The sequence below is a fragment of the Nocardia sp. NPDC059691 genome, assembly GCF_042733915.1.
GTDB lineage: Bacteria > Actinomycetota > Actinomycetes > Mycobacteriales > Mycobacteriaceae > Nocardia > Nocardia sichangensis.
In genome coordinates this window covers 58,533-76,388 of sequence record NZ_JBHWFB010000016.1, presented here as the reverse complement: position 1 = coordinate 76,388, position 17,856 = coordinate 58,533, and the positions used below count along the sequence as shown (strand labels likewise).

15 protein-coding genes are annotated in these 17,856 nt (G+C 71.2%); 9 read left to right on the top strand and 6 right to left on the bottom strand.

Annotated features, from left to right (window positions below; translation table 11 throughout):
- Window positions 1–2: 2 nt before the first annotated feature.
- The gene (locus ACFV2O_RS30175; RefSeq protein WP_355077254.1) at window positions 3–1,175 is read right to left on the bottom strand and encodes an acyl-CoA dehydrogenase family protein; all 1,173 of its coding nucleotides are present in this window, start codon (window positions 1,173–1,175) and stop codon (window positions 3–5) included.
- Window positions 1,176–1,379: 204 nt separating this feature from the next.
- Between ACFV2O_RS30175 and ACFV2O_RS30170 the strand changes: the two genes are divergently transcribed.
- On the top strand, window positions 1,380–2,090 hold the full coding sequence (locus ACFV2O_RS30170) for a hypothetical protein (protein WP_379254852.1): 711 nt from the start codon (window positions 1,380–1,382) through the stop codon (window positions 2,088–2,090).
- A gap of 210 nt (window positions 2,091–2,300) precedes the next feature.
- On the opposite strand, the gene ACFV2O_RS30165 is transcribed toward ACFV2O_RS30170, so the two are convergent.
- Window positions 2,301–3,440: an epoxide hydrolase family protein gene (locus ACFV2O_RS30165; RefSeq protein ID WP_379254851.1), complete on the bottom strand. Its 1,140-nt coding sequence runs from the start codon at window positions 3,438–3,440 to the stop codon at window positions 2,301–2,303.
- A gap of 97 nt (window positions 3,441–3,537) precedes the next feature.
- Between ACFV2O_RS30165 and ACFV2O_RS30160 the strand changes: the two genes are divergently transcribed.
- Window positions 3,538–4,518 carry a helix-turn-helix transcriptional regulator gene (locus tag ACFV2O_RS30160; RefSeq protein ID WP_379254850.1) on the top strand — a complete coding sequence of 327 codons (981 nt, stop codon included), beginning with the start codon at window positions 3,538–3,540 and terminating at the stop codon, window positions 4,516–4,518.
- Window positions 4,519–4,817: 299 nt separating this feature from the next.
- Here ACFV2O_RS30160 and ACFV2O_RS30155 read toward each other — a convergent pair whose 3' ends face one another.
- Complete coding sequence (locus ACFV2O_RS30155; RefSeq protein WP_379254848.1) at window positions 4,818–5,729, bottom strand: SMP-30/gluconolactonase/LRE family protein; 912 nt, start codon at window positions 5,727–5,729, stop codon at window positions 4,818–4,820.
- Between the two features lie 108 nt (window positions 5,730–5,837).
- Here ACFV2O_RS30155 and ACFV2O_RS30150 point away from each other — a divergent pair, with 108 nt between their 5' ends.
- The 5 genes from ACFV2O_RS30150 to ACFV2O_RS30130 all read left to right on the top strand — a co-directional run bounded on the left by ACFV2O_RS30150 (window position 5,838) and on the right by ACFV2O_RS30130 (window position 9,828).
- The gene (locus ACFV2O_RS30150) at window positions 5,838–6,551 is read left to right on the top strand and encodes an alpha/beta fold hydrolase (protein WP_364432630.1); all 714 of its coding nucleotides are present in this window, start codon (window positions 5,838–5,840) and stop codon (window positions 6,549–6,551) included.
- Between the two features lie 33 nt (window positions 6,552–6,584).
- A complete protein-coding gene (locus ACFV2O_RS30145; protein ID WP_379254847.1) occupies window positions 6,585–7,019 on the top strand; it encodes a hypothetical protein in 435 nt (144 codons plus the stop codon).
- The gene (locus tag ACFV2O_RS30140; RefSeq protein ID WP_379254846.1) at window positions 7,012–8,322 is read left to right on the top strand and encodes a WXG100 family type VII secretion target; all 1,311 of its coding nucleotides are present in this window, start codon (window positions 7,012–7,014) and stop codon (window positions 8,320–8,322) included. Before ACFV2O_RS30145 ends, ACFV2O_RS30140 begins: the two co-directional genes overlap by 8 nt.
- On the top strand, window positions 8,304–9,140 hold the full coding sequence (locus tag ACFV2O_RS30135) for an ESX secretion-associated protein EspG (protein ID WP_379254845.1): 837 nt from the start codon (window positions 8,304–8,306) through the stop codon (window positions 9,138–9,140). Before ACFV2O_RS30140 ends, ACFV2O_RS30135 begins: the two co-directional genes overlap by 19 nt.
- Window positions 9,141–9,303: 163 nt before the next feature.
- Window positions 9,304–9,828, top strand: a complete 525-nt coding sequence (locus ACFV2O_RS30130; RefSeq protein WP_356967238.1) for a gamma carbonic anhydrase family protein — start codon at window positions 9,304–9,306, stop codon at window positions 9,826–9,828.
- Here the strand turns inward: ACFV2O_RS30130 and ACFV2O_RS30125 are convergent, their stop codons facing one another.
- Together ACFV2O_RS30125 and ACFV2O_RS30120 are read right to left on the bottom strand one after the other, a co-directional pair.
- Window positions 9,829–10,452 carry a phosphoribosyltransferase family protein gene (locus tag ACFV2O_RS30125; RefSeq protein WP_355077273.1) on the bottom strand — a complete coding sequence of 208 codons (624 nt, stop codon included), beginning with the start codon at window positions 10,450–10,452 and terminating at the stop codon, window positions 9,829–9,831.
- A 12-nt stretch (window positions 10,453–10,464) separates the two neighbouring features.
- The gene (locus tag ACFV2O_RS30120) at window positions 10,465–11,319 is read right to left on the bottom strand and encodes a carbon-nitrogen hydrolase family protein (protein ID WP_379254844.1); all 855 of its coding nucleotides are present in this window, start codon (window positions 11,317–11,319) and stop codon (window positions 10,465–10,467) included.
- Between the two features lie 62 nt (window positions 11,320–11,381).
- Between ACFV2O_RS30120 and ACFV2O_RS30115 the strand changes: the two genes are divergently transcribed.
- Both ACFV2O_RS30115 and ACFV2O_RS30110 read left to right on the top strand, forming a co-directional pair.
- On the top strand, window positions 11,382–13,172 hold the full coding sequence (locus ACFV2O_RS30115) for a DEAD/DEAH box helicase (protein WP_379254843.1): 1,791 nt from the start codon (window positions 11,382–11,384) through the stop codon (window positions 13,170–13,172).
- Window positions 13,173–13,288: 116 nt separating this feature from the next.
- A complete protein-coding gene (locus ACFV2O_RS30110) occupies window positions 13,289–16,666 on the top strand; it encodes an AAA domain-containing protein (protein WP_379254842.1) in 3,378 nt (1,125 codons plus the stop codon).
- Here the strand turns inward: ACFV2O_RS30110 and ACFV2O_RS30105 are convergent.
- On the bottom strand, window positions 16,636–17,814 hold the full coding sequence (locus ACFV2O_RS30105) for an amino acid deaminase/aldolase (RefSeq protein WP_379254840.1): 1,179 nt from the start codon (window positions 17,812–17,814) through the stop codon (window positions 16,636–16,638). The two genes, ACFV2O_RS30110 and ACFV2O_RS30105, sit on opposite strands and share 31 nt — an antisense overlap.
- Window positions 17,815–17,856 lie beyond the last annotated feature (42 nt).

The window sequence follows — 17,856 nt, the reverse complement described above, 5'->3', positions numbered from 1 at the left end:
CCTCACAATCCGAGGATCGTGGAGGCGATGATGGTGCGCTGCACCTCGCTGGAGCCTCCGTAGATGGTTGTCTTGCGGTAGTTCAGGTAGGAGGGGCCGCTGCGCTGCGCCCAGCCGGGCGAGGCGATGTCGTCCGCGCCCACCGGGATGGCGTCCGGTCCGGCGATGTCCAGCAGCAGCTCGGTGGCGGCCTGCTGGAGTTCCGAACCGCGCAGCTTCAGCACCGAAGAGGCCGGATTCGGCTTGCCGTCGGAGGAGTTGGAGACCACCCGCAACTGGGTGAGCTCCAGCGCGAGCAGCTCGTTCTCCAGTTCGGCGATCCGCGCCGCGAACACCGGGTCCTCCAGCAGCGTGCCGTTGCCCGACTTGATCTTCGCCGCGTACTGCTTCGCCACGCCGATCTTGACCTTGGTGCGGCCGACGCCGGTGATGCCGGTGCGCTCGTTGCCGAGCAGGAACTTCGCGTAGGTCCAGCCCATGTTCTCCGCGCCGACCAGCTGATCGGCGGGTACCCGGACGTTCTCGAAGAAGACCTCGTTCACTTCGTACCCGCCGTCGATCAGCTTGATCGGGCGGATGGTGACACCGGGCGACTTCACGTCGAACAGCAGGAAGGAGATGCCCGCCTGCTTCTTCGCCGCGCTCGGGTCGGTGCGCACCAGGCAGAAGATCCAGTCCGCGTACTGGGCCAGCGTGGTCCAGATCTTCTGGCCGTTGACGATGTAGGAATCACCGTCGCGAACCGCCGTCGTGCGCAGCGACGCCAGGTCGGAGCCCGCGTCCGGCTCGGAGAAGCCCTGGCACCACCAGATGTCCAGTGCCGCGGTGGGCGGCAGGAAACGCTCCTTCAGCTCCTGCGAGCCGAAGTGGGCGATCACCGGGCCGACCATCTGCGCGTTGAACGTCAGCGGCTCCGGCACCGAGGCCAGCTGCATCTCGTCCTGCCAGATGTGGCGCTGCATCGGCGTCCAATCCTTGCCGCCCCACTCCACGGGCCAATTGGGCACCGCGAGGCCGTGGTCGTTCAGGATCTTGTGCGCGGTGACGATGTCGTCGCGGGTCAGCTCACGGCCGTCCCGGACGCGCTCGCGAATGTCGGCCGGGATCTCGGTCCGATAGAACTTGCGCAGTTCGTCGCGGAAAGCGACGTCGTCGGGGGACAAGGATAGTTTCATACGCATCTCCCTGCGTGTCTCGTACGTCCGAGTTCAAACTACCCCCCGGTAATCCTGCCCTGTCGACTGGATCACAAGTGCGGGACACACTCGCCGTTCGCGGCGTCGGATTCCGCGCCGCTCCCCGGGACGGCGACCGTCGCGAGCTGGTACGTTGCTGCAGGTGGGCCGGGGGCCCACAGGGTTCGGTATCGAGGAGAACGAGTGAACGGCAGGACTATCGCACGCGCCGCGGCCGCCGCGGCATCCCTCGGCATCGGCGCGGTTCTCACCTTCTCCGCGCCCGCCACCGCCGAGCAGACCCAGGCGCCGGTGGACACCGGCCTGGCGCATCTGACCGACATCGCGGGGGCCGACCCGTCCGCACAGGAGGGCGTCGCCGCGCTCACGCGCTACGCGGGCTTGATCGACGCCGCGCACCTGCGCGAGGTCTCCAGCGTGTTCACCCCGTTCTCCTACGCCGCGCCCACCTTCGGCTGCGGCAGCAACGGCCCGATCACCACGATCATCGCCGCCGCGACGACCGAGGGGACCGGCAACGGCCGTGACCTGAACGTGGGGCCCGGCGAGCTGCGGTTCAGCGCGACTCCTTCGCACTCCGGCGCTCCCCTGGCCTCCGGGCTCGTGGTCGCCTGGGTGAACGTGAACACCGGCGCCAGCGGCATCGACCCGCTCGACGACGTGACCGAGTACCGCCAGCCCACGCTGTCCAAGACGGTCCGCAGCGGTCCCGGCACGGTGCTCGCTTCGATGTGGGGCATCATCGACTACCCGTTCGCCCACTGTGTGATGACTCCCACCGTGGGACTTTTCACGGTGCCGGACAACCCGCCCCCGCCGCCTGCGGCTCCTGCGCCCAACCCCGCCCCTGCTCAGCCCGCGCCGAGCGGCTCCGGCGGCGAACCCACCCCGTAGCAACGCTTCGTCGCTGACGTCGGCCGACCGGCGTGCCCGGCCCGACGGTCCGAGGCCCGGCCGCTCGATGCGACCGCGCCGTCGCGTCGGTAATCGAACGGCCAGGATGGCCCGATCCGCCGTATGGACTCCCGCCACCCGTGGAGCAACCGGGCACCGGGTGCTCCACGCACCGCCGAATCGACCGCGCGCCGGGCAGGTGCCGCCTCCCTATCGGACGGCGGCGAAGAACGCGCGGATGTCGGCGACGTGCGCGTCCGGGCATTCCATCGCGATGAAGTGGTTGCCCGTGTTGCCTTCCGGCCAGTGCACGATGGTGTTGTCGCGCTCTGCGAGCCGCCGCATCAGCGCGGAGCCGCCGCCGTACGTGCCGGTCGGCGCCGCTTTCTGTCCCTTCGGCCAGGTGAACCCGCCGTCGCCGAGGCCGTTGTACATCGGCCAGGACGACGAGGCCGCGGTACCGGTGAACCAGTACAGGCTGACGTTGGTCAGCAGCTGATCGCGGCTGATCACGTCCTCCACCCGGTCGGCGAGCGGGGCGAACTCGGTGAACTTCTGCATCAGCCAGGCGAGCAGGCCCACCGGTGAATCGGTCCACGCGTGGGCGAAGGTCTGCGGGGCGGGGCGCAGCAGGACGTGATGGTCCACGCCGCCGGTCATCCACTGCTGCATGAGGTCCCACTCGGCACGTTCGTCCGGCGTCATGGTGGGCACGTCCGCTTCGGTCGGCATCCCGATCCCGCCGTCGAGGTGCACGCCGATCACCCGGTCCGGCGCGGCGATGGCGAGTTCCGGCGCGACGTAGGCGCCGAGATCGCCACCCTGTGCGCCGAAGCGCCGGTAGCCGAGCCGATCCAGCAGGGTCAGCCACATCCCGGCCACTTTCGCCGGTGTCATGCCTGGCTCGCGCGGCCCGTCGGAGAAGCCGAAGCCCGGCACCGAGGGCACCACGACGTGGAAGGCCTGCGCGGGATCGAGTCCGTGCGCACGCGGATCGGCGAGCGGGCCGATGGTCCCCGCGAATTCGGCGAACGAGTTCGGCCAGCCATGGGTGAGGATCAGCGGCGTCGCGTCCGGTTCCGGCGAACGCACATGCAGGAAGTGCACGTCGAGCCCGTCGATATGTGTCTTGAACTGCGGGAACTCGTTCAGCGCCGCTTCCTGGGCCCGCCAGTCGAATCCGGTCCGCCAGTACTCGGCCAGCTCGCGCAGATAGTCGACCGGCACGCCGCGATCCCAGCCCGTGCCCGGCAGCTGGGCGGCCCAACGGGTGCGAGCGAGCCGATCGTGCAGGTCGTCCAGGTCGGACTGCGGAATCTCGATGCGGAACGGGCGAATGGCGGTGGTCATCGGTACGCCTCCTCGGCGGTCGGTGCTGCGGTACAGCGATGACGTTAAGCAGCATCTAGGACCGAACAAGTCCTAGATTTCCGGCATCATCTGATTCGTGAACGACACTCCCGCCCGACTGCTTCGCCTGCTGTCGCTGCTCCAGACGCCACGGGAATGGCCGGGCAGCGAATTGGCCGAACGCCTCGGTGTCACCGACCGCACGGTGCGCCGCGACATCGATCGGCTGCGCGAACTCGGCTATCCGGTGACCGCGACGCTCGGCGCTGCGGGCGGATACCGCCTCGCGGCGGGCACGGCGATGCCGCCGCTGCTGGTCGAGGACGACGAGGCCGTCGCCATCGCGGTCGGGTTGCGGGCCGCCGCCGGGTCCGCGGTGGCCGGGATCGAGGAGGCGTCGGTCCGGGCGCTCGCCAAGGTGGAGCAGGTGCTGCCCGCGAAGTTGCGACGCAGGGTGCGGGTACTCGCCGTCGCGCTGACCCCGCCCACCGCCGACGGGCCCACGGCCGACCCCGAGGTGCTCGCCACGCTCGCGGCGACCGTGACCAACCGGGAGCGGGTGCGTTTCGCCTACCGCGACGAGGCGGGCGCCGAGACCAGGCGCAACACCGAGCCGGTCGGCCTCGTGCCCGCCCGGCGGCGCTGGTATCTGGTCGGCTACGACCTCGATCGGGCCGGCTGGCGGGTCTACCGCGTCGACCGGATCGACCGCCCGCAGCCCACCGCCGCCCGCTTCTCGCCGCGTGCGCTACCCGCCGCCGATGCCGCCGCCTACGTCGCGGGCCGCCGCACCGACTGGGGCACACCCTCCTTCCGGCTCCGAGTGACCATCCACACCTCCGCCGACCGGGTCACGGGGCGACTGGGTGAAAGCCCCGGCGATGTCGTCGCGATCGACCCGGACACCTGCCGGATCGACGCCCGGCGCGACGACGCGCCGGAATGGTTGGCTCACCGGCTGCTCGCGCTAGGGGCGGACTTCGAAGTCCACGAGCCTCCGGAACTCATCGCCCATCTGCGGGCCATCGCTGACCGCGCCGAGCGCGCGATCGACCCACGGCAGGGACCTATGATCTGAGTTCGCCGGTCCCGCTTGCCGATGACAGCATCACCGGCCGCTTGCACAAGCAAGGCGTACTCAAAACCCCTGCCGGACAGGATATTCACCTCGCTGCGGTGTGTGGACCGCACGTTCGATGCCGGCTCGTGGACACGCGGTCCTCCAGGCCCTGCGGCGCGATACCCGCGCGGCCGGATTGCCGGGCGCGCCGACACGGTGCCGCCGATCGATGTGGAGATGGACGCCGCTTCGCTCCCTCTTCGCGCCGATACCGCGACGGCGCCGAAGCCTGTGATCCCGACGACAGCGGCTCGACCTCAGCGCGAGAGCTGGATTCGGAGGAGAGCGCCGGATTCCGTGCTCGCCGTCAATTCGTCCGGACGGCCGGGGACGGCGGCGACCGCGGTGAGCGGCTGGCCGTTGAGCACGGCGCAGGTGACGCCGGTGGTCGGATCGACGCGGATCAATTGGCCGGTGAGGGTGGTGACGTAGAGGATGCCGCTCGGATCGGCCAGAAGATCGTCGGCGAAATCCGGGAGACCGGCCAGTTGCGAGGACAGGTCGGCGACGGTGCTGCGGGACGCGGGCGCGTCGAGCGGGACGCGAACGATCCGGCCGAGCGGGCCCCCGTTGGCGGTCACGTAGAGCACGCCGTCGTGCACGACCGCGCCGTTGGCGGCCAGTCCGGCCAGCGGCGCCGCCCACTCGGTGTCGAGGGAGGCGTCGGGACGGACCTTGATCACGCCGGAGAGGGTCGCGACGTACAAGTTGCCGCTCGGGTCGAACGCCGCGCCGTTGGGCATCGTGAGGCCGGAGACGAAGACCTCCGGCTTCGGCACGGCCGCCGCCGGATCGAATCGGAGCACGCCGCCGGGACGGACGACGCTGACCGGCGCGTCACCGTAGACCACGTACAGCAGTCCGTCGGGACCGAGCCGCACCGCGCCGGGGAACTCCACCGGAACAGTCGCTGTGAGGTTGCCAGCGGTGTCGTAACGCTGCACCTCATTGCGGTAGAGCCGCGATACCCACAGATTGCCCTGCGCGTCGTAGCCCAGGTTCTCCGCCCAGTCGAGCACCGGCACTCGCGCCGCGACGGCCGTGACCGCCACCGCGGGGTCGCAGGCGGCGATGGATGGCGCGGCGCCCGCGCCCGGCGCGAGCACTCCGGTGAGGGCCAGCGCCACGGCGGACAAGAGGAAGGCGCCTCGACGGCGGAGAGTTCGCAACGCGGGCACCTCGGGCTCCGGTAGGTATGAGTCGCCGCGGATCTTAACCGTTTCCGGCGCGGAATCGCGCGGTCCCACCCGCGACACGATCTTTGGCACTATCGGTGGATGCCATTCTTCGACGGCGCGCGCGGCCGGATGCACTATCGGCGGTGGCCGATCGAACACCCGCGTTACACCGTGGTCCTGCTGCCCGGAATCGGCCAGCACAGCGGCCACTACCACCGCTTCGCGCGCGGTCTGCGCCCCGCCGGTGAGGTATGGGCGCTGGACACCGCCGGGCACGGGTTGAGCGAGGGCGATCCGGAACGGCCCGGCACGCTCGCCGAGCTGGTGGCGGACGCGGTGCGGCTGGTCGAGCTGGCTCGCGGCGACCGGCCGCTGATCCTGATGGGCCACTCGCTCGGCGCGGTGACCGCGCTGGGCATGCTCGGGGCCGCCGTGCCGGAGTCGGCCGATGCCGCAACGGGTTCGACGGTGCTGGACCGGAACTATCCACTGCGGCCCGCCCTGCCCTCGGACGCGCTGGCGGGCCTGGTGCTGTCGGGCGTCCCGAAACGCGCGCTGGGCGGCGGTGCGCCGGGCGCGCCGGGAACGCCCCTGCCGCAGCGTCTTCCGGTGCTCGCGGTGCATGGCGTGGACGACCGGCGCGCGCCGATCGATGCGATCAGGGTCTGGACTAGCCGCCACGAATCGGTAGATTTACGGGAGTACATCGACGCCGGGCACGACCTGCTGCACGAGCCGGTGCACGCGCGGGTCACTGCCGACATCGCGGATTGGATGCAGGGTGTCGTCGTGGGGTTGGCACGACATCCGTAACCGCACTTCGGACGAGGAAGGGGGACGGCGCAGATGCCATCGCAAGAGAACGGGTTCGGCGGAGAGCCGCGCGCGGAAGTCACCGCACCCGGCGTCGACATCGCCGCGCTGAACCGAGCGGTAGACGACGGCTCGCTGTGGATCGACGGCCTCCTGGTCGCCGACGGCGCGCACGAACGGTGCGCGCGCCAGTACGAGTTGCTCGCCGATCGGGTCGACGAGCAGATCCGCATCCTGAGCGCCGCCACCGCGCTGCCCGGCTTCGGCGGATTCGCCTCCGGCGACGCGCTGCGCGCCGGTTTCGAGCGCAAGGCCGACGGCGCGATCACCCGACTGAACGAATACGCCGCCGCCGCACGAGAACTCGCCCAGACCTTCCGCGCCGCGGCCGCCGTCTACCAGCAGGCCGACGAGGCGCTCGCGCAGGCGGTCGAACGGGTCGACGTGACGGGAGTCGCGCATGCGTGAGATGCCGCGCGCCGGGGAGCGGGCCACCCACCGGCGCACCGACCCCGCCTACGCGCCGAACGTCGAAGTGTTCGACAACCTCACCCACGACGAGATCCACGCGAAGGTCCAGTTGCTGAACCCGGCCGTCCTCGCGGGCGGCGAGCAGGCGTGGAGCGACGCGGCGGCGCACCTGGCCGACGCGGTCTTCCAGGCGCACACCGAGATCCGCGCGGCCATCGCCGACGGCTGGCGCGGCTCCGCCGCCAAGAGCGCGGACGCGGTGGTGCGCGTCTTCGAACAGAGCGGCCAAGACCTGGCCGACGTGTTCGCGGTCGTCTCGCAGCGCCTCGGACAGGCGAGCGACGCGGCGGAGGCGCTGCGCGCCGCGGTGACCGAGCCGTCCACCGGCGCACCGGATCTGGGGGCGGCACTGCTCGATCCGTCCCGGGCGACCAGCAATGTCGATGGGCAGAAGGCGAGCGAGCACGCCCGTCAGGACGTCGTGCGCGCGATGAACGACATCTACGCGGGGGTTTTCGTGCGCACCGGCACCGACGTGCCCGCGTTCCCCGACGAATCGGATCAATCGGCCGCCCCGGCTCCCACCGCCACGCCGACGAGCAAGATCGTCGGGACAACCCAGGTCGCATCCGACGCGCAGCCCACTTCGCTCGGGACGCACGCGCCGAAGCCGATCCACATGGTGGAGCAGAGCGTCTCGGCGACGTCCACCGATTCGACACCCGCCGACGAGACGCCCGCCACGTCCGCCGCCGCTGCCGCCGTGCCGACGACCGGCGCCGCGGTCGCGGACGAGACACCGGCCCCGGCCGCGCCACGAGTCGCACCCGCCGCCACGGCGGCGCTCTCGACGGTTGCGGCCGCCTCGGTTCTCCGCACCGCGCCCCCCACCGGATCGCCGGGTCCGGCGACCGCGCCAGCCTCGGCGACGAGCGAGCCGACGACGCTGCCCGCCGTGCCCGGCGTCGGCGGCCAGGTTCCGTCCGAAGAGCAGCGCAAGCGCGACGAGCGGCGAAAGCACGACGACAGCTCCGACGCGGCGGTCACCGGTCTAGGCGCCGGAGCGATGGGTGGCCTGATGGGTGGTGCGGTGGCCGCCGTCGACACCCCGCGCGGCGGTTCGAGTGTGGTCGCGAACGCCGCGAGCGCACGCTTGGCGCCGATCGATGACGAGGACGACGAGTTCGACCTCGATGATCTCCCCACGTTCCTCGAGCCCTCCGACGACGGCGGCGAACTCATCGGGTCGCTCGATCCGACCACCCCGCCCGTGCTCGGCGAATGGACCGAGTACGAGTGAACTGGACGCTGACCCCGGATCAGTTCGCGCTGGCCTGGTCACGCACCGATGGGGATCGCATTCCCTATCCACTCGCCGTGCGCCTTTCGGCGCGCGACACCGCGGAACGCACCGCGCAGCTTCCCGCGCTCGATCGCTGGTGCGATCAGGTGCTGGACGCGGATCTGGAAGCGGCGCTGCGCATCCTCGCCCAGCCGGACCTGCGCGTCGAGGTGTTCGGTCAACGTGACGCGGCGCCAGAACCGCCGTCGCGCGAGAACGGTGGACCACGCCCACCGGCGATCGACACCGGGCGGCGATCCGAGGCGCGGCCGATCCGTATCCTCGGCGCCGCCGCCGGGAACATCGCGGTGGTCGCCGCGCAACGCCCCGGTGCGACCCCCGATCGCGGCGGCGACGTGCGATTGTTCGCGGGCAGCTCGAAAACCCTGTGCCCGCGGATCGTCTCGATGCTCCCGGAGAACAATCCCGGCATGCTGCCGCGCCTGACCGCTCCCCTGTCCCAGGTCGGCGAGGACAGCCGCAACCTGGTCACCGTTCCGGTCGCGGGCCCGTCTATTCCGTCCCGGATCCGCAAGCTGCTCCGGCAGCCGCGTGAAGGTATCGGCCAGATGGTCGTCTCCGCGCGCCGCGGCGTGGGCGAACCGCGCCCGTTCGGCGTGCTGTGCTGGATCGACGTGGTCGCCGACGGCCGATACGCGGTGCGCACCGGCACGGACGTCGACATCGTCGCGGTGACCGCCGAGCGTTTGGCCGCCCAGCTGCGACCGCTCGTCGCCGCGGCCGCGCGCACCTCGACGGCCTACGCCGGGCGCTGAGCGGCGCGCAGACCCGACGCGAGTCCGACCCCGGCCCGGCACACCGACCGGCCGCGACGAGCGGGGCGCGCCACCCCTGTCCGCATCGGATCCGTCGCTGAGCCACGCGGCGGATGCCCGACACCGCTCCGGTTGGCGCCACGGGACCATTTACGGTGTTCGAGTGCCACTCTACGAATTCGAAGGCAAACGTCCGCAGGTCGACCCGACCGCGTTCGTCGCGCCGACGGCGACCCTGATCGGCGACGTCCGGGTCGAGGCGGGCGCCTCGATCTGGTACGGCGCGGTGCTGCGCGCGGACCTGGCGCCGATCGTCATCCGGGAACGCGCCAACATCCAGGACAACGCGGTGCTGCACGTGCCGCCGGATGTGCCGATGGAGATCGGGCCCGGCGCGACGATCGCGCACAGCGTGGTGTTCCACGGCGCCGCGGTCGGCGCCGAGGCCATCGTCGGCAACGGGACCACGGTGCTGGACCTGGCCAAGATCGGGGCGGGCAGCATGATCGCCGCCCACTCGCTGGTGCCACCGGGGGCGGAGATCCCCGACGGCGTGCTCGCCGCCGGTTCCCCCGCCGAGGTGAAACGGCCGATCGAAGGCACCCAGGCGCAGATGTGGGTGCGGCTGAACCCGGGCTTCTACGCGGACCTGGCGCAGCGCCACCGTACGGGCATCACCGAGGTCTGATCAGCACAGCAGCGCGGTGACCTCCGCGTCCTCGAGCTGGTGGAAATCGCGGTACGCGCCGCCGACGCCGCCGAGCGAGCGCGGCACCCACGGGCAGACCGCCTCGTCGGCCTCGTCGGTGACCCGGCGCATCGCCTCGGTCGAGGAGACGGGAACGGCGGCGACGACGCGCGCGGGCCGGTGCAGGCGCGCGACCCGGCAGGCGGCCACGACCGTGGCGCCGGTCGCCATACCGTCGTCGACGATCACCACCGTGCGACCCGTCAGCGGGATCGGCCGCGACGCACCGCGCAGCACCTGCCTGCGCCGCTCCAGCTCGGCCCGCTCCCGCGCCTCGATCGAGTCGACCTTCTTGGGCGTTATCCCGGTGTGCGCCAATACGTCCTGATTGAGCACCCTGACCCCGTCCTCCCCGATGGCGCCCAGCGCCAGCTCGGGCTGCCACGGCACACCCAGCTTGCGGACCAGCAGGATGTCGAGGTCACCGCCGATCACCGCACGCACCGCGGCGGCCACCGGAACCCCACCGCGCGGCAGCCCGAGCACCAACGGGTCCGACGCGCGTAGGTGTTCCAGATGCGCACCCAGCGCGTGACCGGCCGAGGTCCGATCGGTGTAGACCATCGATTCCGAACGCTACTCCGGTCCACGCTCGGTGATCGCGAATCGACGCAAGGCGAGACTCGGGTTCGCCGTGCGCACCTTGCTCAGGTACGCCAGGTCGATTCCGGCGGTCAGCACGCCCGGTTCGTCGCCGAGTTCGGCGAGCACCGCGCCGGCCGGGTCCACGATCATGGACGCGCCCGCGCCCCGGGGAGCGGCCTGGTCGGCGGCCGCGACGTAGACGGTGTTCTCGATCGCCCGCGCCCGCACCAGCGTGCTCCACTGGTCGACCTTGCCCGGTCCCGGGATCCACTGGGCAGGCAGCAGCAGCACCTGCGCGCCCGCCGCGGCGACCCGGCGCACGCCCTCCGGGAAACGCAGATCGAAACAGGTCTGCATGCCGAATGTGATATCGCCGACGGTGAAGGTGGCGGGCGCCTCGATCGCGCCCGGCTCGACCACATCGGATTCGAGGTGGCCGAAGGCGTCGTAGAGGTGCACCTTCCGGTACCTGGTGACGAGGGAGCCGTCGGGCCCGAGCACGACGAGAGTGTTGCGAATGCGGTCGCCGCCTGGCGCGACCTGTTCCACCGTCCCGGCGACCAGGAACACGCCGAACTCGCGGGCGATCGCGCCGAGGCCGGTGACGAACGGGCCGGTCAGCGGCTCGGCGACGGCGACGACCCGCTCATCGAGCCGGGTCACGGCGAACATCGAGTATTCCGGTGCGACGACCACGCGCGCGCCCCGTTCGCGCGCCGTGCGCACGTGTTCGCGCACCGCGGCGAGGTTCTCCGCGGGGGCGGTCGAAGGGGCGAACTGGACGACCGCCACGTCCAGCTGATCCGGCGTCGCGTCCCGATGCGCGGGCGAGTTGTCCAGTTGCATAGGTCTCACCGTATTGGGGCGGTGGCCGGGACGACCAGCAGGAGGCAGTAAACTCCTGGTCAATGAGCACCAATCAGGTCGACAGCGTTCCTGGCGACGACGACAGGGACATTGACGGCCCGTCCTTCGCCGATCTGGGCATCGATGACCGCATTCTGGCGGCCATCGCCGATGTCGGTTACGAATCGCCCTCGCCGATCCAGGCCGCGACGATTCCGCCGTTGCTCTCCGGCGCCGACGTCGTCGGTCTCGCGCAGACCGGCACCGGCAAGACGGCCGCGTTCGCCATCCCGATCTTGATGGGGCTCGAGGCCACCGGTCGCAGCCCCCGTGCCCTCGTGCTCGCGCCGACCCGTGAACTCGCGATCCAGGTCGCCGAGGCGTTCGGCCGCTACGCCGCGCACATTCCCGGCCTGCACGTGCTGCCCATCTACGGCGGGCAGAGCTACGGCGTGCAGCTGTCGGGGTTGCGCCGCGGCGCGCACGTCGTGGTCGGCACGCCGGGCCGGGTGATCGATCACCTGGAGAAGGGCACGCTCGACCTGTCGCAGCTGCAGTATCTGGTGCTCGACGAGGCCGACGAGATGCTGAAGATGGGCTTCCAGGAGGACGTCGAGCGCATCCTCGCCGACACTCCGTCGGACAAGCAGGTGGCGCTGTTCTCCGCGACCATGCCAGCCGCGATCCGCAAGATCTCCAAGCAGTACCTGCACGATCCGGTGGAGATCACGGTCAAGGCGAAGACCTCGACGGCCACCAACATCACCCAGCGCTGGGTGCTGGTGTCGCACCAGCGCAAACTGGACGCGCTCACCCGGGTGCTCGAGGTCGAGTCGTTCGAGGCGATGATCATCTTCGTCCGCACCAAGCAGGCCACCGAGGAACTCGCCGAGAAGCTGCGCGCCAGAGGCTTTTCCGCCGCCGCGATCAACGGCGACATCGCGCAGAACCAGCGCGAGCGCACCATCGGCCAGCTCAAGTCCGGCGCCCTGGACATCCTGGTCGCCACCGACGTGGCCGCGCGCGGGCTGGACGTGGACCGCATCTCGCACGTGGTCAACTACGACATCCCGCACGACACCGAGTCCTACGTGCACCGCATCGGCCGCACCGGCCGGGCCGGGCGCAGCGGCGAGGCGCTGCTGTTCGTCGCGCCGCGCGAGCGGCATCTGCTCAAGTCGATCGAGCGGGCCACCCGCCACCCGCTCACCGAGATGCAGCTGCCGAGCGTGGAGGACGTCAACGCCCAGCGCGTCGCCAAGTTCGGCGACGCCATCACCGAGAACCTCACCTCGTCGAATCTCCCGCTGTTCCGCAAGCTGATCGAGGATTACGAGCGCGAGCACAACATCCCGCTGGCCGACATCGCCGCGGCGCTGGCGGTGGGCTCCTACGACGGCGACAACTTCTTCATGGAGCCCGAGCCGGAGCCGGTGGAGCGCCCGCAACGCGACCGGACTCCGCGCGAACGTCCCGCTCGCCGCTTCGACGAGGACCGGCAGAGCGCCTCGCACCACCGTGCCACCGGAACCGAGCTGGCGACCTACCGGATCAGTGTGGGCAAGCGGCATCGCGTGGTGCCCGGCGCCATCGTCGGCGCCATCGCCAACGAAGGCGGCCTGCGCCGCAGCGACTTCGGGCACATCAGCATCCGCCCCGACCACAGCCTGGTGGAACTGCCCGCGCAGCTGCCGGATGAAACGCTGGAAGCGTTGCGGCGCACACGGATCAGTGGCGTGCTCATTCAGCTGCAACTGGATCAGGGTGCGCCGCAGCATCGCACGTTCAGCCGCGGCCAGCGCCGGGAGCGCGAGGGCGGCAAGCGGCCGGAGCGCCGTAAGCCGCGTTCCTGAGCCGGGCAGGGTACGTCGAGGTCAGACGCGCTAGCTACAGTGTTGCGGTCCGTGTGTAATTCGGCGCACGCCTGCAGCGGGTGTCCCGCGAAGACACAGGAGGGCCGCGTTTGTTCGTGTTCGGTGATCGTGTCGTCTGCACCGCCGTCGATTTCGTCCGCGCGGCGCACTGCGAGTTCGCCCTGCTGCGCGCCCTCGACGCCGAACTCGGCACCATCCCGGCCGACCCCGGCAGCGTCGTATCGGGGTACGAACCCGCTCCGGGAACCGATGACGTCCGTCGACGCCTATTCGACGACTACCGCGCGCGGTTCGGTGGCGCGGTGGTCGAGATCGACCGCCCCCCGGACGAACCGGGCGAACCCGGCCGCCATGTCGCGGCGTTGACCGCCGCGCACGCCGACACGGTCGCCGCCCTGCGCTCCGGCGCGCACGTGGTGCACGGCGCGACCTTCTTCGACGGCCGATTCCATTGCTCCGCCGACTTTCTGGTGCGAGCCGAACATCGGGTCCGCTACACCGTGCACGGCATCGCGTCCACGACCGCCGATCGGGTGGCCGCCGCGCTCGAACTGGCCGCCTGCGCCGAGGCACTCGACCATTCGGGCGCGCTCACCGCACCGCTGGTCCGGCTGCATCTCGGCACGGAGAGCAGCGCCGGAGCGCTGAGCGAACTGCTTCCGCTGTATCGGGCGCGCAGGAGCCGGGTGGAGCGCATCGTGGACGAGAAGCTCGGCGAACTGCTGCCCGTGCAGTGGGGCGATCCTCGTTATCTCGCCTGCGGCCGCTGCCGCACCTGCGTCGATGCCCTCTCCGCCGCGCGCGACCTGCTGCTCGTGGCCGGCATGCCGCCCGCCGCTCGCGCCCGGCTGCGCGAAGCGGGGGTGAACACCATCGATCGGCTGGCCACCACCGAGAGCTCGGTGCCCGGCGTGCCGCCGCGCACCGTTTCCGCGCTGCGCCGCCAGGCGGAAACCCAGCTGCGCCGCGAAGTTTCGGGCGAGCCGACCTACGCGGTGCTCGACGCGACCGTGCTCGGGGCGCTGCCAGCGCCTTCCCCCGGCGATCTCTCGCTCACCGTCTCGGGGGGCGGACGGACTCCGCTCGTCGTCGAGGTCGGCGGCCCGGACACGGTGCACCTCTCGTTGCGCGGACCGAGCGGTTCGAGCGAGCCCGGCCGCGCCGCGGCCGCCGAACGCCGCGTGCTCGAGCAGGTGCTCGATTACCTGACCCAGCGCCGCCGGATCGATCCGGACCTGCACGTCTACCACTACTCCGCGGCGGTGCGGACGGCACTGCTGCGCTGCACCGGACGGCACGGGGTCAACGAGGAACTGGTAGACGAACTGCTGCGCGAGGGCGTTCTGGTCGATCTGTATCCGATCGTCCGCGGCGCGCTGCTCGTCGGCGAGTCCTCCTACCGGCTCGGCGGCCTGCGCCGACTGCTTCCCGGTACGACCGATCCGGCTGCCGTGGAACACGATTGCCACACGGTGCTGCGGTTGCGTGACTGGCTGCTCGATCGCGCGGCCGAGCAACGCATCGCCACCCGGACCCGGACTCCGGACACACGGTCCACCTCAGCGGTCGCCGGCGAGCCCGCGCCGCCGTCGTCCCGGCCGTCGTCGCTGGAGGCCGCGCTCGCGGAATACGCCGCAGCGCAGGGCGATCCGCTGCATCCGGCCGCGTTGATGGCCGCGACGCTCGGCTACCACCGGCGCGAGCGGCAGCCGCTGTGGTGGGCGCACGCCGACCGGCTCAGTCATCCGGTGGAGGAATGGGCGCAGGCCCCGGGAGTGCTGGTCGCCGACTGGGGCACCGTCGACACCAAGTGGCATCGCCGCCCCGACCGCCCGGGGATGCGGCGCTATCTCACCTTGACCGGACGGATCGGCACCGGTTCCAGCGGCGCCCCCGGCCCGAGCGCGCTGACCCCGGGTACCGCCGTCTACACCTTCTACGATCAACCGATGCCGGCCGGCATGGTGACCGATGCGGGGCAGCGGGCGACCGCTACCGCGACGGTGCTCGGCTGCTCGGTGGACGCCGAATTCGACGACACCGTCCGGCTGGAGGAATCGCTGCCGGAGGGCTGCGAACCCTACGACGAACTGCCCTCAGCGATCGCGCCGGGCCTGCCGGACTGGGATGAGAACGCCGAACTGGCGATCGAACTCGCGGCGCAGCAATTGCTGATGACCTTGCCGGAAACGCCGCGTACGGCCGTGTTCGACATCCTCGCGCGCCGCCCGCCCCGGCTGCACGGCGACGTCCGGTTGCCCGAGGTGCACGGCGACTACGCCGCGGCGATCACCGCCGCGCTGTGCGCTCTGGATCACTCCTACGTCGCGGTGCAGGGTCCGTCGGGCACCGGGAAGACCGCGACCGCGGCCCGGGTGCTGGAGCGGCTGATCACTCGGAACAAGTGGCGGATCGGCATCCTCGCGCAAACACCCGCCACCGTGGAGAACCTGCTCGACGCGGTGGTGCGGGCGGGTGTGCTGCCGGAACTGGTCGCCAAGAAGGACGCGGCGACCGTCGCACCTGAGTGGGTGGTGATCGACGCCGCCCGCTACCCGCGATTCCTGGACAACGCGATCAGCGGCTGCGTCCTCGGCGGCGAACCGGCCGATTTCGCGAACGAGGATCTGGTGCCCCGCGCGGGCCTCGACCTGCTCGTGATCGCCGACGCGGGCCGCTTCCCCCTGGCCGAGACGGTGTCCGTCGCGGAGTGCGCGCGCAATCTGTTGCTGCTCGGCGACCCGGTGGCGTCCACCGCGCGCGGCGCCCATCCGGCCCCGGTCGGCGAATCGGTGCTCGGCTGGCTGGCGGACGGACGCCAGACCTTGCCCACCGAGCGCGGCTACTTCTTGGACCGCACCTGGCGGATGCACCCGGCGGTGTGCGAACCCGTCTCCCGCCTGTACTACGACGGCCGCCTGCGCGCCAACGAGACGGTCACCCTGGCCCGGAAACTGCACGGCGAGGACCCCGGGGTGGACACCGTCCTGGTGGACCACTACGGCAACGCCACCGAGTCGCCCGCGGAAGCGCGCGAAGTGGTGCGCCGGGTCCGCGCGCTGCTCGGCATGTCATGGACCAGCGGCGCGACCACGCGCAGGCTGCATCCCCACGACATCTTCGTGGTCGCTCCGTACGCCGCTCAGGTGGGACGCATCCGGACGCTGCTGGCCCGCGCGAAGATCGAGGACGTCCTGGTGGGCACGCCGGATCGCTTCCGCGGCCGGGAGGCGGCGGTGGTGCTGCTGTCCATGACCACCTCCTCCCCCACCGACGCGCCCTACGGCATGCCGTCGCTGCTGTCGCGCGGGCTGATCCACGCGCTGTGCCGGGCCATGTGGAAGGCGATCGTCATCCGCTCACCGCTGCTCACCGAATACCTGCCCGCGAACCCGGACGAACTCGCCGATCTGGGCGCGTTCCTTCGGCTGACCGGCGCGGGTCAGCCGAAGCAGGCGCCCTCGCCCCGATAGGTCGGCGCGCTGACGCGGGAGCCGTCCTCGTCGACCACATGCACGGTGTCGAATCGCTCGCACAGTTCACCGGCCTTCGCGTGCCGGAACCACACCCGGTCGCCGATCCGCAGTTCCGCGGCGCCGGACAGCGGGGTCTGCACTTCGCCAGCGCCCTCGGTGCCGATCAACTTCAACCCGCGCGGCCACACCGGTTTGGGCACCCGCGACCGCCCTGTGGGGCCGGAGGCGATGTACCCGCCCGCGAAGACGGTGGCGATGTCGGTGGCGGGACGCCGCAGCACGGGCATCGCGAAATACAGCGACGGTCTCGGCGTGAAGGACCGGTAGCCGTCGAACAACGTCGGCACGTACAGCCCGGACCCGGCGGTCACCTCGGTGACGTCCGGATCGGCGACGCTGACCTCGATGGATCCGCTGCCGCCGCTGTTGACGATCTCGAGTTCGCCGGTCACCGACCGGACCGCGGCGAGCACCTCGGCCCTGCGCTTGCGGATCTCCGCCGCGGACGCCCGCTTCACAAGGCGCACAGCGAGATTGGCGTCCGGGAGCCCCGCGATCTGCGCCTCGTACGTCATCACGCCCACCACGTCGAAGCCGCGCCGCCGGGCCTCGCCCGCGAGCGTGGCCGCTTGCTGCGGCGTGTGAACAGGGGAACGCCGCACGCCCAGGTGCAGCGGGCCGATCCGCAGGGAGGCGTCCACGTCGAGGCAGACACGTGGCCGCACGCGATCGGAGCCGACGGCGGCGCGGATCAGGTCGAGTTGCGCGGCATCGTCGATCATCAGCGTGATGGAGCGCAGCGCGATGTCGTCGGCCGCCAGTTCGGCCAGCGCGGCGCGGTCCACGCTCGGATAGCCGAGCAGGACATCGCGCGCCCCGTGGCGCACGAGCCAGAGCGCCTCGCGCAAGGAATAGGACATGATGCCCGCGAAGCCGCCCGCCGCGGTGAGATCGGCGCCGAGGACTTCGGCGAGCACGGCACGGCAGCGCACGGATTTGCTGGCCACCCGCACCGGTGTGCCACCGGCTCGCCGCACCAGATCGGCGGCGTTCGCGCGCAGGGTGGACAGGTCGAGGGCGGCCAGCGGCGGGTCGAGTTCGGCGGTGGCCGCATGCAGCCCCGCGATCGGCGACGTCTCGGTCACCCGGACAACTCAACCACCAAGTTGGTCAAACGTCCAGTATTT

What these genes read in the sequence shown, in the direction of transcription:
- ACFV2O_RS30175 (WP_355077254.1), bottom strand. Translation starts at nt 1,175, where the DNA reads ATGAAACTATCCTTGTCCCCCGACGACGTCGCTTTCCGCGACGAACTG.
- ACFV2O_RS30125 (WP_355077273.1), bottom strand. Translation starts at nt 10,452, where the DNA reads ATGGTCTACACCGATCGGACCTCGGCCGGTCACGCGCTGGGTGCGCAT.
- ACFV2O_RS30140 (WP_379254846.1), top strand. Translation starts at nt 7,012, where the DNA reads ATGCGTGAGATGCCGCGCGCCGGGGAGCGGGCCACCCACCGGCGCACC.
- ACFV2O_RS30150 (WP_364432630.1), top strand. Translation starts at nt 5,838, where the DNA reads ATGCCATTCTTCGACGGCGCGCGCGGCCGGATGCACTATCGGCGGTGG.
- ACFV2O_RS30165 (WP_379254851.1), bottom strand. Translation starts at nt 3,440, where the DNA reads ATGACCACCGCCATTCGCCCGTTCCGCATCGAGATTCCGCAGTCCGAC.
- ACFV2O_RS30135 (WP_379254845.1), top strand. Translation starts at nt 8,304, where the DNA reads ATGGACCGAGTACGAGTGAACTGGACGCTGACCCCGGATCAGTTCGCG.
- ACFV2O_RS30115 (WP_379254843.1), top strand. Translation starts at nt 11,382, where the DNA reads ATGAGCACCAATCAGGTCGACAGCGTTCCTGGCGACGACGACAGGGAC.
- ACFV2O_RS30120 (WP_379254844.1), bottom strand. Translation starts at nt 11,319, where the DNA reads ATGCAACTGGACAACTCGCCCGCGCATCGGGACGCGACGCCGGATCAG.
- ACFV2O_RS30145 (WP_379254847.1), top strand. Translation starts at nt 6,585, where the DNA reads ATGCCATCGCAAGAGAACGGGTTCGGCGGAGAGCCGCGCGCGGAAGTC.